We start from the raw sequence: 14,969 nt of genomic DNA, 5'->3' as shown, positions 1-14,969 counted from the left end.
CAAGGTCATAGAACAGCCGGGTCAATCGACATATCCGGTCGGGGCCGGCGTCCCGACAGCCACGCCCCACAACTCTTCGGCCACCTGAGCCGCCGCCTTTGCCTGGGCCACCGCAGGCTCGCCCCAACCCAGCACCTGCGGCGCTTCCGCCAGTGAGGTCATCAGCCGGCGATACACCCGCCCCCCGTCAGGGTCGGGCTGCCGCTCCGCGAACGAGCCGATCAAACCGACCATGCGCACTTGCGCGTACGGCGTCAACCCAGACCGGTGGACCTCCTGATAACCCAGGTAGGCAGACGCGGTGACCCGCACCTGATTCTCCTCGAACGCTTCCCGGACCAACGTCGCCTCGATGCCGTCGTCGAAAGGCTCCGGAGACCCACCCGGCAGATTGAACGTCCCGGCGTCGTCCTGCACTAGGACCCGGGCGGTGTCCGGGCAGATCAGATACCCGTACACCTGCGTGACTTCCAAGTCAGCCGGAACCGATGCCTGATGCCAGAAGTAGCGCACGTCCGTCACACTGCGACCGTAGTCATACGAGTGTCGTCAGTGAAGTCTTGCTGGCCCGAGCAGAGATATCTGACTGATGACCCATTTCGGTGCCGAACGCCAGCATGGCGCCGGCGGCGTCGGAACGATGGGACCGACCCCCGCTGGTCGAGAGCGTGTCTTCGGGTTCGCCACATGCACTCCTGACAGCAAGCATTGAGGCGCTGGGAGCTGTAATGGCCTTACCGGCGTGGTGGTGACTCATCGCCAGTGAAAAGAAGTCGTCATCCTCAACCTGCGCTGGCCGAGGGCCCTTCAAGGAGCCCCTTACCAGGCAACTCTCTGCACGGCCCGGCGCTCGCGACCTGATGGTCAGGGTCACTTCTTGTCTTGGTCAGTTTGAGCAGTGCGCTGACCTGGCCGTTCAGGTTCCATTGGACCAGCGAACGAGCCGACACCCAGGAGCCACAGTGACCAGCCCCTCCCAAGGACTTACCGCCACCAGCCCACAGCTCTCCGTGCTGGCGCCGAGTACCCACGGCCGCCGCGGCTCCGAGGTCTCAGAAATGTCCGCCGAACGCGACCACACCGTCCGCGTGATGCCAACCGGGGCACGGCTCCTCTACGACATCGCGCGCCCGGTGCATAGCGGGATCGTGGGGGCGTACGCCAACGAGTGGCTTCGAGCCGCCTTCGTCGAGGCGCTCCTCAGCGACGAGCGCCTGCCCGACATCGTCACCACGCACCATGATCTAGACATGATGTTCTGCGGCCAGTTCGGTCGTGTTCTCCTCAACCATTTCGGCGAACGCCTTCACGTGTTCGAAGCTCTGGAGGACGCGATCGAGCATCTCGAAACCAGGGCCGATGACATTCGCTCGGGCCAGGGCGGCCCAACGATCGTGTGGTTCGCCACGCCGGGGAATGACGCGGACGTGGTCCATCAGACGATCGAGTACTGGGCCGGCCTCGAGTTGATCGCTCTCCTGCGCGGCCCCTGGCTGTACGGGCCCAACCGCCACCCGCAACCGTCCCACCGCCCGACGCACCGCACCCAACTGTTCACGGCTCAGCCAGTGAACGACTCGATCACCCTTCTCCAGGCAGGCGCCTAAGGAAGCTCGCCGAGCGTCGGAGCATTCCGCCGATCGTGGACGGACCCGGCGGTGGCGGAGAACCGGGAAGATCATCTGTCGAATGCGAGGGATTCGAGACCATGACTGTCCTCAAGAGGAACGCGCGTGTCGGACTCACCGAGGTGGAGGCCGCATCGGTGGACGATCTGTGCAACCTCAATGTCCGGATCTTCACAGCGGTCTGGGGATCGTTCGCCGCGATGCTGCTGGCGGTCTCCATGACGGTGACCTGGCTGTCTGAAAGCCGCTTCACCTACACCGAGAAGCTCTCGGTGTGGGCCTTGGATCTCTCGCCCTATCCCCTCGACAGCCCGCTACCGCAGGCACTGGTCGCCACCGCCGCGCTGTCCGCGCTCGCCGCCTCGCGACCATCCGTTCTCACCGCCGCACTCGCGACGCTGTCCGCGGCGATCGCCGCCGTACTGGAAGTCCAGCTCATCACCCGCCTGGAACCCGCCGACGACGTGCGCGGCGGCGTATGGCTCGCTGCATCCGGGCTCGTGATCGTCCTCGCGCTCTTCGCCCCTCGCGCCTGGTACGGATGGCGCACCCGCCCCCGCCAAGCAGACCGATACCCCGACGTCGACCCACGCCCAGGACGCGACCCACGCCGCTAGCCCGGTCTGTCATTGCGCCCGCAGCCTCGAATTGAGACCCGGATTCCTGCCGCAACGATCTGGCGGCTTTGCGACCCGGCCACTCGATCGGCCTCAGGCCGCCGCGGTCACCAGGAAAAGGCGCCGGTCGCGATCCGGGCAGGAAGCGTGCGGAACTGAGCAGGCCTCAGTGCGACGCCAATCCTTCCGGTCCACCGTCGACCGTTCCTACAACGATCACTCGTTGAGTGAGACCCATCTCGACACTGACACCAGACGCAGTGATCCCTGAACTCCTCCGATCGGTGGCCGCCCGATCTATCGCAGGCGCCACCGTTGACCTTGCAGCCTGCGCCCTTCCGGCCACGCCTCCACGCTGACCCGGCCGCCACACGTCCCAGCCGCCGACGGCCCAGCCCCGTGAGTGACCACCCACTTCCTTGAAAGGAAGCTCCATGACCAGCAGACGACGGGCAGTGTCCGCGCCGGTACCGACGGCGCGACTGCGTTCGGCCAACGATCCGTCGGCCGCTCCGCCGTTGTGGGCGGTCCGGCCACCGCATCGACCACTGCGGTCGCTCGTGCGGGCCACGCCACCACCGTTGTCCGGACGGGCCTGGCCAGGCCCCGACGTGCCGTTGCCGCCACCACCATCGTTCGGCCGGCTGCCGGTGACCACGCCGCCGCGCTGGCTCGCAGCGCGGCTCGTCGACCTGGCCCTGGTTGCCGCGGTGCCCGCCGCGCTGGCCGTCATCCTGGCCGTGGTGATCGCCGTCGTCCGGCCTGCGGTAGTCGACCGCAGTCCCGCAGTCACTCTCGGGGGAGTGGCGGGTCTGCTGCTCGGTGTCGCAGTCATGTACGCGGCGGTGCTGCGGACACCGCGGCGACGGACGCTGGGCCAGCGGCTGCTTGCGCTGCCCGCTGGATCCCGGCGGGGAGGACAGCACTCCCTCCCGGCACCGACGACGCGCGCGACCGCCGCAACCGCCCTGCATGGCCGGTCACAACCGCGACGCACCAGACTCATGGCGGTGCTCGTCCTGACCGCCACGGCGGCGACCGCCACCGGTGCGCTCACCGCCTGCCAGGGCCCGGACTCGCCCAAGCCCCGAGACGCTGCCTCCAGCGGCGGGCCGGCCACCACCGCGCCGACCACGGCCCCGACCTCCGCCGCTGCTGCGGCACCGACAGCGGATTTCACCTCGATCGGAGACGCCTGCACCCTGCCCGTTCCAGCGACCCTGGAACACTTGACACCGGGAGCGGCCAGCGAACCCGAGCAGGCCTCGGACAGGTGGTCGTGTTCACGGTTCAGCAGCAGCCAGGACGAGCAGGGTCGGCGCCTGCACCGCGACGTCCGGATCGACATCTCGGTCGCCACCGCGACATCGCAGTCGGCGACCGACGTCACCCGCCGCGCGTTCGAGGCCAACCAAACCGACGCTCGCGCCTCCTGGGGTCCCCGGTATCAGCCTCTCCTGCAGGTAGGCGATGACGGCTACTCCGGCTACTCCGTCATCGGCGACAGCGGCCAGGGCAAGGCCTCCATCCGGCTGCGGAACCTCACCCTCGATGTGACCTTCAGCGGCGATGAGTGGCCGCCGCCGACCGCTCAGCCCAGTGTCCGACCGCTGGCCGAGGCTGCGGCGCGAGGCGGCGCCGTGGAACTGGTCCGTGAAATCGCCAGCGCGCTGGCTCGCTGCACGCCCTGCCTTGCGCCACGTACGTCCGGCCCTTCGTCCCCCGCCTCCCCTTCCCCTCTCGGGCCCGACAGCACCGACGAGCCCGATCCCGATGTCGAGATCACGCCCATCTGACGGCATGCGTGCCGTCTGCGGGCCCGGTGGACCGGCCACCTCGATGGTCCACCGGGCTCGTGCTCGGCTGGCCTATCACCAGCACCTATTCAGCGCTCCTGATCGTCAAGTGCTGCTCGACACATCTGGTGACGAAGCCACCAGTCAAACCCGAGCCCGAAGAGCAGCGCAGTGACCGGCGCTAACAGCAGGACCATCCACCAAGCCAGTCTGGGCTCAGAAGCTTGATGCCGACACCCCAGGTAAGTCCGAAGGCACGCCGTACAACGTTACTCGCAGCGACCAATGAAGCTGACTCGCAATCTGTCTGCTTTTACTGAGCCAGCCTTGCGTTCGGCTTCGGTGGTCAGGTCGGTGAGATGGAGCGTGCGGTTACTCCCGGACGTTCAGCTCCCTAGCGTTCGACTCGACAACCGGAAAACGACAGCCGCCTCCCAAGCCACCTCGGCCGCCATCACCGCCGGCTTCGTGCTACTCGCCCTCACCGCCCTGGCAGCGGCACTACGGCGGAGGAGCTAGAACGGTGAAATTGTCGACGGCGGGCCAATCGTCATCTGGCCGTTGACATCTGACACCACGGCGGTGTCGCTAGGTCACCTGAGAACCTCGATGATCAGGAGCGCAAGAGCACGCTCATCCGGGCGAGCGCCTGTCGGAGCCTTCGAGCGGCTTCTCTCAAAGCAGCCGATTGATCATCGAAGTGCAGGGCGCTTCGCCTGTCCTGAGGCAGCCCATCGAGCAGGTTTCGCAGCGCAAGCTTTGCGGTCCGGTACCCGTCTTCGTACCCCAACCGCTGATCTGGAGATCTGTCCGTTGGCCAGCGGACTGAAGGCAGCTTAAGAAATGAGTCGTAGAGATCTGCGGCGATCTTTCGAGGTTCTTGCGCCTGTTCGGCTACGAGGCTCAGTGTCGGCTGGGCTTCGACGTCGTTGATTCGTCCTGGCAAGCGCGACGCTTTGACCATCATTGCGCCAAGGAGCTTCTGCATGTCGCTCGGTGACACCTGCGGCTGTGCGGCTACATCTACCGGGGCGCCCTCGGCCACCACGGAGGCCAACGTAGTCGATGATGAGCCTAGCTCCTCTTGAGGAATGCGTGGCGCCGGTGTCTGGCCTGATGGCGTGGGTGGCGAGGTTTTCGTCACATTGAGGCTCGGTGGATGAGGCGCCAGCATATTGGGGGGAGTTTTCGGGGGCTGGGTAGGCGTCCTGCTCTGAGGGGTGGCCGCGGCGGTCCTTGCTGGGAGCCGCTCCAACCGGTCGGTGAAGAACGTGTCTGCAGCTCGAGCGGCGAGGCGCAAAAAGAAGCGATGTCCGTGATCACCGACGTCGTCATAGGTAGTATTCACCAATGCCTGCGCCTGCAGCGACAATAGGTATTGCTCCTGCCATGCCTGCATGTCGCGGGCGCCCAGCATCTCCAATGCGACTTGATGGATGGCTTGAAGGGGTGCGGTGAACACCTGCGGCAGATCGGCGGGCAAGGGTTGCCGGGGGGCCAGCAGATAGTCGATCAAAGCGGAGGTTTCCTCCGGCCCGCGCCAGGACCCGTTCTGGTTGCGCTCGCAGAAGTCCTTGGCCACCACAGACAGCAGCAAACCGGCTATGTCACGGCTGAGCGGCGCGCTGCGCATGTACGCGCCGAGATCAATTAGCTGAATGCTTGCGAAATCGGGCTTACCGTAGGGGCAGTGCACTAGAGCGTTGTCCAGATGCATGTCGCCGTGAGACATTCCGAATAGGTAATTGACCTGTGCGGAAGATACAGCGCCCTGCCCGATGTCCATCCGGAACGGGTCGGGCAGCGGACGATCCTCGCCTTCGATCGCCATGTACCCAGGCGCATCCGAGCCAGTCGCGCCAATATGGGCGGCGTGTTTCCTTCCGGCTTCTGGGTCCAGATGCTCACGCAATTCCGCTCGCACGTACTCCGCGGGGCTCGCCGCTTCGGTGCTCAAGTCCCAGGGGCTGTCGGGGGCTAGGCCGTTGAGCTCCCGAAAGAGGATCCGGACCAGTTCGCTGCATCCCTGCAACCGTTCCCGTGCAGACAACTCTCCGAGAGTGCGGACCTCGGCCAGCGCGTGGTTCACCTCCGAGAAGAGGATGTAACGGTCAGGGTCTCCGCCGGGTCTGCTTGCATAGGGCAGACCAGGGAAGGCATGAGCGACCAGATATTGGGAGTAGAACTTGCGATCCCTTCCCTCCCGTCGCGCGTTTCGGTCGAGGTCGGCGCGGGCCGCGCCCTCCTTCGCCCCTTCGGCAAGGCCACAGATCTTCAGCAGAAGCCGGCGGCCTTCGCCGAGTTCACTTCGGATCTTTATCTCGCGAAGCTTCGCCCCTGTGTAGGCGCCGTCCCGCTGCCAGGGCAACGGCGGCATGATCAGCTCGAGGCCTTGCCCCTGGCACCATAGGAGCAGGGCATGGTACGTGGCGGCATCACCCAGGTACTCATCCCATGTGATCTCCCCCGAGGGTCCAGGCCGACCGCTCACCAGACCTCCGAAAGTGGAGCTGTTGCGTGCGAGCCGCAGCTCGAGCAACCCTTTACCAGGCGGACATCAGACGCATCGAACGGAACATATCGGATGATCGCCGCGTAGTAAAAGCAGGTATCCACCCTTTTGCTCTATGGCGCTGATCGATGCTACGAGGAGAGGATTGGTCCTACTTGGCGCCGGGCCAGGCGTGGGCGTCCCTCGGGAGTGCCGCGGAACTGCGGGTGGATGGAGATGCACGTGAGTCAGCCACAGTCCTCGATCATCGCTCGGCAGGACGCGGAGCCGATGTTGACCTTGTTGCGGGCGATGACGATCTCGCACCAGCGCGTCCAGCGCCTGGAAGGCCTCCGGATGATCGTTTCTGTGGGCATTGCGGGTGGTGGTCTGGTGGCGGCGTTCGTGGATGCCGTTGCCCCCACCGTCACGGTCATCGGTGTGCTGTGGGCACTGGCCTATACGGCGGGTTTGGCCGGCTGGGCTAATCGTGAGCTGCGGCGGGCGGCGGTGGTGCAGGAGGCCTTTGATGTCCGGCTGTTTAGGCTTCCATGGAATGGGCCCTTGGCTGGAGAACAGGTTGGCGCTCAAGAAGTCAGCCAGTTGAGCAGCCGGTTCAAAGGGCAGGACTCGAGGCTGCAGGGTTATTACGAGGTTCCCGCTTTGGTGCCTCCTTACGATGTGCTCGCCTGCCAGGTACAGAATCTCGGTTGGGGTGCTCGGGTACGCCGCCGTTATGCCAACGTGCTGGTCACTGTTCTAGCGTTTTGGGTGATTGCCGGGGTGGCCGTCGGCGTGCTGACGCAGATGACGCTCGGTGAGCTGTTGCTCCGGTGGTATATCCCCGCGTTGGGTGTCTTGTTGGTGGGGTTGGAGGCTGCGCGCGGGCAGCGTTCTGTGGCGGCCGATCGAGAGCGTGTGCTGACTATGCTGCGCGGCCGTCTTGATCGGAGCGCCCCCGACCATGAACTGGAGGCGCTCGCGCGCCAGATTCAGGATGTCCTGCTGCTCACGCGCCAGCGAGTGCCGCGTGTCCCGGATTGGTTCTTCTCCAGGTTTCAAGGTCAGGATCGGCGTGATTTCCAGGCAGCGATGAACGAATTCGTTGAGGTCGTGCAGGCACATGGACGCAGCTGAGCCGGCGTCCGCGCAGACGGCTCACGTGTCGGCCGGTCTTCCTGGGGGATAACCTTCGGTCTTGGCGTCGCTAGCTTTCCTCGATCAGTTTGCGGGCACGCCGGGCGTTGGGCTCGTCCTTGCAGGCATTGAAGCTTTCGAGGGCGCAGTACAGTCTGGCCAGCCCCTTGTCGCGCTGGGCTTGGCTGAGGTAGGCCTCGCCGAGAAAGAGGCGGGTCCGGGCCTGGCACCAGGCATCGCCTTGCTGGATGAAGGCCTGCAGGGCGCGCTCTAGCCGGTCGATGGCGACCTGGGGTCGGCCCGACTGCAAGTCGAGCATGCCCCTGACACGGTTCAGTTCCGCCTGCTGCACTTGAACGAACCGGACAGGTTGGCAGTCGGCGACGGTCGTGGCCTTGTTCAGTTGGACCTCGCATGTGGCGGTGTCGCCGGAGGCCAACAGCGCCTCGGCGAACACGACCCGAGCCCTGATCTCCCCGATCCCCCCGAACCGGCGTGCTGCGGCGACCGCACGTTCGCCGTAGCGGACTGCGGCGGCCACCAAATCCTGGCCCGCGGTACCGTCTTCCTCTGCGTGAGGAATCTGGCCAGCGCCGTCGGCGGCGATGTCGAGGGCAGGCTCCTCCGGCGTGAGCAATGAACCGGAGCCAGGTTCGGCGTCTTTCTTGCGCAGCAGCAGCGCCACGTATCGGCTGTACAGGTATGCGGATCGCGCTGGCTCCTCAGCGCATTCCTGCTCGGCCTGCGCCAGATACATATCTGCCTCCGGCCAGGAACCGCGTCGGACACACGCGTCGGCCAAGACGATGAGCTCCTGAAATCTCGGCTGGTCGTTGCCGGGGCCCGGGCCGGTAACATGCCACTGCTCCAGTTCGCTCCGTGCCTGGATCTCGGCGGACAAAAGCCGGACGCGATGGGCCAGTCGCTCGTCGTTTTGCCGCGCGAGCGCCAGTTCGGCGAAGCGCACGTCGTCGCGAGCGTTCCCTTGACAGCCGAGTCGTTGCCAGGCATGGCCAGCCTCGTGGCAGAGCCTGGCCTGCTCCAACGGCATGGCGGCCGCCTCGGCTAGAGAGGCCGCCGTGTACAGCTGGTCGAACGCCGCCAGATACTGCTCGGCCACCAGAAGGAACGCGCCGTAGGAGCGCCTCACTCGGATGACAGCCAGCGTGTCGCCAGAGCGTTCGGCACTAACCAGCGCCGCGCTGAACGCCAAAGCCATGCGCTTATGGTTCACCTCGGCTGTGACACGATCACAGAACCAGGATGCCAGGCGCCAGCACACCTCATCCTGTCCTTGCTCGTGCGCTGTAAGCACGACCTCCACGAGCAGATTCAGCTCCAGCCGAACCCAGTGCTCGGCGTTCGCAGCGACCTTGTGTTCCCACCCTGTGGGTGAGGGCAGCCAGTACTCCTGGACTGTCGAAGCAGCGGGTGGGGAGGTGATCTCTCCGAGCGCCCGCAGGACCCGTTCCACCCCCACCACTGACGCCGAGTACAGCCGGCCCAAGGCAGCCCGTTGCTCCTCCTCTCCGAGAAAATCGGGATGGCTGCTCAGGAAGACGCGGACCAGGGGGCTGAGCCGGAAGCGTGGGAACCCCGACTGGTCCGGCTGAGGTGACAGAGGCTCGCGGGCGGACAGGGCGTCGACCAGACTGGTGTCGGCGAGCTCAATGATCAGCTCGTTGGCCTGCTGCGGGGTGATGTCCAGCAGTGATTGCAGTGCCCAAGGGACGAACGTCGGTGTTTCGAGCAAGGCCAGCATCTGCAGCGCCTGCTGTGCGGGTGGCGTCAGCGAGGTGTCGTAGGCGGTCTGGATGCGTTCGCCGATGTTGCCATGCCGCGCCAGGCGTTCAATCCGCTTGCTCGGTTTGTCCAGATGGCGCTTGACCTCCCGGAGGCCGCCCTCTTTCTCGGCCGCCAGTTCGGCCGCTGATCGCAAGGCCATCGGCAACCGCTCGCACAACGCGGCCACCTCGGCGACCTCGTCGAAGTGGCCGCGCTCCGCAGCGGGCAGATAGGCGCGAATGATCTCCGCTGCCTCGGCCTCGTCGGGCACGTCGAGCCACAGCGGCTTGGCCTCCAGCGCCGACCCCAGGTTGAAGCGGCTGGTCACGATTACGCCGCACCTCGGCTCGGATGGCATCACTGCTCTGATCTGATCGGCATCGCGAGCCCCGTCGAACACGAACAGGACACTCTTGCCGTCGGTGACGCTGCGGAACATGTTTCGACGTTCGCCGGGGTCGGTCTGCAGCGAGCTTTGATATCCGAGCTTGTCCAGCATGGTTCCAAGGAGCTTGCCCGGCTCCACAGGAAGGCCCACTTCGCCCATGGGCACCGAGATCACCGTGTCGTAGTGAGGGGCCAAGCGGCGCGCGAGGACCCTGCCCAGCTCGCTCTTCCCGACTCCGGGTGGCCCGTAGATGAGGATCTTGGCAGGTACTCGCCGTGGGCGGGCCCCGGCTTCCGGCTGCGCCAGTGCCCGCCGCTGCTCCTCGTGCCGATCGAGGAGCAGCCGCAACTCGCGTTCGCGTCCGCGGAAGGTGAGATCTGATGCTGCGGCTCGAGGCACCGGCTGCTCATGCGTCGGCAGCAGGCCGCTCGCCGGGCTTCGACGTCGGACCACGACGACGACGATGCGCAGGACAACCAACACTAGGAGGGCGGGGGCGACCAACGACACCGCCAGCGACACCAGCAGCGTCCAGTTGCTCGATGTCGTGTCGGACGCAATGGCCTGCGCAATGTACAGCGTGAGCGAGACGGCAAGCACCGTACTCGCTGCAACGAGCGTCTTGTGCACCTTCACGCCTAACTCGTCCGGAGCGTGCGTCCGATCCCCACCCATAGCGAGTGCGCACGGCTGCGCTCTTCGCTCTTGTCATCCCCTCAGCGGCATCTGTGTCGGACAGACCGGATCAATGCCTCGCCCGCATTAGGCGCTCGCCCCACCCTGTGAGAGGGGCCACCCGCGGGACCCTGGCTTCACTGGAGGCGCTTTGGGCTCTGGAGTCCAGCGCGCCGAGGGCACGGTCGAGAGACAGTTGCGCTTCTCGCAAGGAGTTCGGGTCACCGCAGGTCTGCAGAGTTTCTACCGCCTCCTGCAGCAGGCGGACCGCCTCGTCCGGGTCGTCCAGGTGCAGCGCTGCCAGACCGAGGATGTGACGGCATCGGCCGGCTCCATAGCGATGGCGCATGTCGTCGAAGGCGATGAGACCCTGGGTGCCCTGCGTCCGAGCGTCCTGGAAGTTCTCCCGGCCCAACTCGGTCACAGCTGACCAGTAGAAGAGCTGGGCCAGCGACAACGCGTGATCTGGCCGCTCTGCATGGGTTCTAGCATGCGTCAAGGCTTGTGCGGCTTGGTCGAGCTTGCCTTCCTGTAGCAGGCAGAGGCCGCGTGCCCACCATACCGTTGACAGCTGTGCTTTCCCCGCTCCTGTGCAGAGCGCTTCGGCCTCTTGCAGATCTGCGACTGCGGCGCCGCCTTGCCTGCGATGGCTGGCCAGCACAGCCCTTTCAGTCAGCCCCCGGACCAGTTCGCCCGGTTCGCCGTCGCGTCGAGCAAGCTTGACGGCTGCGTCGAGGGACTGGGCCGCCGACTCCCATTGCTGGTTGCGGCGCAGCACCTGACCAAGGCAGCGGTGGGCGCGCGCTAGCGTGGCGGTCGTGACCGGGCCCTTGCCATTGGACTCGCCGTCAATCACGGCACCGGATGCTGGCCCAAGTGCGGCGGCGCCGGCGCTGGCGTCGTCCGTCCTGGCGCCTGCGGGTGGTATCGCGCTGGCTGCCTCGATGCTGCGCCGCAGGAGCTGCTCGGCTTCGCCTAGATTGCCGAACTCGGCTGATACCTCGGCTATGGCGACTGTCGCAGAGGCTTCGGCGTGAAGATCCCCTGTCTCTCGTGCGGCGCTGAGCGCTGCTCGCGCCCCGATCCAAGCTTCTCCGAGATTGCCCGATGCCAGCCGAGGAAACACCAAGCGCCGTACGTGCGGATGGTCTGCGCGCTGCGAACGTCGCTGGTTGGCGGCGTTGCGGAGCCGACGCCGCCTGCTGTCTCGGTCGACCGGACTGTCCTCGATGTTGGCGCGGCGACGTGCGTATTCGCCCACCGCCTCGTCGATCACGTAACGCGGCTCGGAGAACAGTTCAGGGCTATAACGCTCGATCAACCTCAGATGGGCCAGTCTGCCCCCCAACAGCCGGGCCTCGTCGTCATCGACATCAGCGGCCGCCGCCAGCATCCACGGAACGAATTGATGGTCAGGCATGACCGCCAAGCACCGGAACGCCAGCCGCTCTTTATCGGCGAGAAAGGCGTAGAAGGCATCAAACGGCTCAGGTCTGTGGGTGTCCGGGTGGTCGATCGACTCCAATGCATTGCTGAGGGGATGGGGTTCCCACTGTGGCCGCTGGGCCAACGCGGTCCCGGCCAGCCGAAGCGCCAACGGGTGGCCGTCACATCGATCGGCTAGCTCCAAGAGCATCGGCTCATCACGGCCGGTCTCTTGTCGGAGCAGGTCTACCGCGTCGCCCTGGGCGAGGCGGCTCAGTTCACACATTTGCTCCGATGGCAACTCCACCCCTGCAACCGGGCGCCTGCCGGTAAGGATCGCTCCGCATTTGGACCCAGCAGGCAGCAACCGGGATACATCCAGTTCCTCGGGGACGCCATCCAGGACGACCAGAACTCGGCTGTGCCGCGTCAAGGTCCGATAGCGGAACAGAAGTTCCTCCAGGGTGGAGGGGACGGTCTTGTCTTGAGACTGGAGGGCGTTAACGAAGTCCGTCAAGGCTTGTGTGACGATCGCGTCTGGGTCTCCGGGCGACGCCCTAAGCCTGGTCAAGTGGGCGAACAGCTGGCCATCGGGAAACCTGTCGGCGAGTCGGCGCGCCAGTTCCACGGCCAGCGTCGTTTTTCCGATTCCGCCTGGGCCAGAGATCGTTACTGCCGAAGGCGCCTCCAAGCCGAGACTCTTTGTCAATGTCTGACTCAGATGTGCGAGTTCAGCGTCCCTCCCCAAGAAGTACCCTGAGGACGGTGGAAGTTCGACGGGGCGGACAAGATGGCGGGAAGTGGAGCCGAGCCTCGCCGGCCCGCCAGCAGAGTCTCGCTGCGATCGCGATGCCAACGCCCACCCGGTGACCGTGATTACGGCACTGCAGACCGCGACTACTACTTGAACCCAGGCCATAGCCGCCCCCCGGATCGTGGCCAACACCACCACCAGGCCAACGCCTGCGAGTGTCAGCGCCGACATTGACACTAGGAACTGGCGATCGGACCGAGACATCTAGACCCTCACCTCTGAGCCGGTGCGGGATCACCCCATGATGCACGGTTTTGCGATGCCTGTCAGTCCTCCCAGGAATCGATCTTGACTCTGACCTTTCAAGAGAGACTCTGACTTTTCAAGAGAGTTGAGAATCTAACGCTTGAGTTGTGAAAGCTGGCCGGATCAATCCCGAGCACCGCTGGCCGCCTCCTTGAGGATAGGCAGGGGAGTGAGCATTGGTACACCCGGCTTCCGGTGATCTAGCCCCTCACCCGCAAGTACGCACTGGCTTGGGGGGACGAATCGTGCTCCCTCGTCCTGGCCGGGAACCGGTGCCTCAACGCAGCCGCGGTTGCCAGCGATCAGCGGTGAATCTCCCTGGTCAAGGCCGTGACTGCAGAGCCAGACCACACGGCGTTTCCTGCGGCCAGGAACCCGCCGCGACGATTGATCCTTACGACGACAGAGGCCATTTCAGCTCGCTCGCGCCTCAGCGCCCCATGATCGGTACGACCTGGATCATTGAAGCGCTCCGGTTCGGATGGAGGCTCGTTTCCCTGAGAGGATCGAGTCATGGCACGTCAGTCCCCCTATCCGCCTGAGTTGCGCAGGCGGGCGGTCCGGATGGTCGCCGAAGTGCGTCCGGGCTATCCCAGTGAGTGGTCGGCGATGAAGGCAGTTGCGGCCAAGCTGGGTATCAAGCACGCCGAGACGGTACGCAGCTGGGTGCGCCAGGCCGAAGTCGACGCCGGTGCCCGGCCGGGGGCGACCACCGAGGAGTCGGCGGAGCTCAAGCGGCTCAAGCGGGAGAACGCCGAACTCAAACGGGCAAACGAGATCTTGAAGGCTGCAGCGGGTTTCTTCGCGGCCGAGCTCGACCGGCCACACAAGTACTGATCGCGTTCATCGACGCGTTCCGCAAGGTGTTCGGGGTCGAGCCGATCTGCCGGGTGCTGACCGAGCACGGCACCAAGATCGCACCGTCCACCTACTACGCCGTCAAGTCGCGTCCGGCCTCGGCCCGGGCGGTCCGCGATGAGCGGCTCAAGACCGAGATCACTCGCATCTTCGTCGACAACTACCAAGTCTACGGAGCCCGCAAGATCCTCGGCTGGCGCACCCCGGCCGAGGTATTAGAGGAGCAGCTACGCTCGAGCCAACAAGCCAGTGTTGCAGCGACAGGTTGAACTCGCGCAATACACCAGTTTCCACTTCACCACCCATCTGATCGAGACCGGGATCGACGCCTCCATCGGCACCGTCGGCGACGCACTCGACAACGCGTTGATGGAACCGGCGATCGGGCTCTACAAGGCCGAGCTGATCAAACCGCGTGGGCCGTGGAAGAACCTCACCGGCGTCGAGTTGGCCACCGCCGATTACGTGGACTGGTACGACACCACCCGGCTGCACGGTGAGATCGGCCACGTCCCACCTGATGAGTACGAGGCCAGCTACTTCCACAACCACACAGAACCACAGGTCACAGCCATAATGTAGCGCCTCCGTCGAAACCGGGACGGTTCACATGATCTAGTGAGGTGCCCGCGAGCACATGGATGTCCTCACTGACTGGCGCCCGGCCACCACCCTCAACCGTTGAGCGAAGACGAGCAGGACGCCATCGTCACGGAGTTGGCGGTGAACGTCGAGACTCTATCGGCCGAAGAGTTCGAGCACCTCTGTCGCCAGCCGGCTCGACATCGCCCACCGGATTCAGGTGAACGACAACGTCCGCGCGTTCGCCGACAACGGGGTCGGAGAAGAGCGCTGGGACTAACCAGGTGCCTGCCCCGAACTCGACGAGAGGTGATGCTCTACCTCCTTAGCCTGCTCACCGATCACGTGAATGCCGTCGGTGACGGCGCCGTTCGCCAGGCCCTCGCCGCTGAGCAGACCATCCGCCGCAGCCAACACCACTCGGTCCGCCTCACTGCTCGGCTCTTCCTGCACCGCGCCACCTGGAACCGTGCCACCCTCGCTGCCGACACCGTCGGCCCAGCCGCGCGCAAGACACACTGAGCTTT

At 65.3% G+C, this 14,969-nt stretch carries 12 protein-coding genes and 1 other annotated feature; of the genes, 8 read left to right on the top strand and 4 right to left on the bottom strand.

Annotated features, from left to right (window positions below):
• Positions 1-21 precede the first annotated feature (21 nt).
• Complete coding sequence (locus ACGFNU_RS44265) at positions 22-522, bottom strand: NUDIX domain-containing protein (protein ID WP_392602666.1); 501 nt, start codon at positions 520-522, stop codon at positions 22-24.
• A 440-nt stretch (positions 523-962) separates the two neighbouring features.
• Here ACGFNU_RS44265 and ACGFNU_RS44260 point away from each other — a divergent pair, with 440 nt between their 5' ends.
• From ACGFNU_RS44260 to ACGFNU_RS44250, 3 genes are all read left to right on the top strand, one after another.
• Positions 963-1,607, top strand: coding sequence for a hypothetical protein (locus ACGFNU_RS44260; protein ID WP_392602665.1), 645 nt, complete (start codon positions 963-965; stop codon positions 1,605-1,607).
• A 101-nt stretch (positions 1,608-1,708) separates the two neighbouring features.
• Positions 1,709-2,245 carry a hypothetical protein gene (locus tag ACGFNU_RS44255; RefSeq protein ID WP_392602664.1) on the top strand — a complete coding sequence of 179 codons (537 nt, stop codon included), beginning with the start codon at positions 1,709-1,711 and terminating at the stop codon, positions 2,243-2,245.
• 434 nt (positions 2,246-2,679) lie between these two features.
• On the top strand, positions 2,680-4,041 hold the full coding sequence (locus tag ACGFNU_RS44250; protein ID WP_392602663.1) for a hypothetical protein: 1,362 nt from the start codon (positions 2,680-2,682) through the stop codon (positions 4,039-4,041).
• Between the two features lie 613 nt (positions 4,042-4,654).
• On the opposite strand, the gene ACGFNU_RS44245 is transcribed toward ACGFNU_RS44250, so the two are convergent.
• Positions 4,655-6,409: a hypothetical protein gene (locus ACGFNU_RS44245; protein ID WP_392602662.1), complete on the bottom strand. Its 1,755-nt coding sequence runs from the start codon at positions 6,407-6,409 to the stop codon at positions 4,655-4,657.
• A gap of 366 nt (positions 6,410-6,775) precedes the next feature.
• On the opposite strand from ACGFNU_RS44245, the gene ACGFNU_RS44240 reads away from it, so the two are divergent.
• Positions 6,776-7,669, top strand: coding sequence for an S-4TM family putative pore-forming effector (locus ACGFNU_RS44240; RefSeq protein WP_392602661.1), 894 nt, complete (start codon positions 6,776-6,778; stop codon positions 7,667-7,669).
• Between the two features lie 70 nt (positions 7,670-7,739).
• Here ACGFNU_RS44240 and ACGFNU_RS44235 read toward each other — a convergent pair whose 3' ends face one another.
• Together ACGFNU_RS44235 and ACGFNU_RS44230 are read right to left on the bottom strand one after the other, a co-directional pair.
• A complete protein-coding gene (locus ACGFNU_RS44235; RefSeq protein ID WP_392602660.1) occupies positions 7,740-10,478 on the bottom strand; it encodes an NB-ARC domain-containing protein in 2,739 nt (912 codons plus the stop codon).
• Positions 10,479-10,587: 109 nt separating this feature from the next.
• The gene (locus ACGFNU_RS44230; RefSeq protein ID WP_392602749.1) at positions 10,588-12,861 is read right to left on the bottom strand and encodes an NB-ARC domain-containing protein; all 2,274 of its coding nucleotides are present in this window, start codon (positions 12,859-12,861) and stop codon (positions 10,588-10,590) included.
• Positions 12,862-13,515: 654 nt separating this feature from the next.
• Here ACGFNU_RS44230 and ACGFNU_RS44225 point away from each other — a divergent pair.
• The 4 genes from ACGFNU_RS44225 to ACGFNU_RS44210 all read left to right on the top strand — a co-directional run bounded on the left by ACGFNU_RS44225 (position 13,516) and on the right by ACGFNU_RS44210 (position 14,964).
• A complete protein-coding gene (locus ACGFNU_RS44225) occupies positions 13,516-13,839 on the top strand; it encodes a transposase (protein WP_392602659.1) in 324 nt (107 codons plus the stop codon).
• Positions 13,794-13,925 (top strand) — a sequence feature (AL1L pseudoknot). Its footprint overlaps the gene before it by 46 nt.
• Positions 13,866-14,129, top strand: a complete 264-nt coding sequence (locus ACGFNU_RS44220) for a hypothetical protein (RefSeq protein ID WP_392602751.1) — start codon at positions 13,866-13,868, stop codon at positions 14,127-14,129. It overlaps the preceding feature by 60 nt.
• On the top strand, positions 14,113-14,442 hold the full coding sequence (locus ACGFNU_RS44215) for an integrase core domain-containing protein (protein WP_392602658.1): 330 nt from the start codon (positions 14,113-14,115) through the stop codon (positions 14,440-14,442). Before ACGFNU_RS44220 ends, ACGFNU_RS44215 begins: the two co-directional genes overlap by 17 nt.
• A 312-nt stretch (positions 14,443-14,754) precedes the next feature.
• Positions 14,755-14,964: a hypothetical protein gene (locus ACGFNU_RS44210; RefSeq protein ID WP_392602657.1), complete on the top strand. Its 210-nt coding sequence runs from the start codon at positions 14,755-14,757 to the stop codon at positions 14,962-14,964.
• Positions 14,965-14,969 lie beyond the last annotated feature (5 nt).

The organism is Spirillospora sp. NPDC048911 (assembly GCF_043198015.1).
Classification (GTDB): domain Bacteria; phylum Actinomycetota; class Actinomycetes; order Streptosporangiales; family Streptosporangiaceae; genus Spirillospora.
The sequence above is the reverse complement of the archived record's forward strand: the minus strand, read 5'-3'. Positions and strand labels throughout refer to the sequence as shown.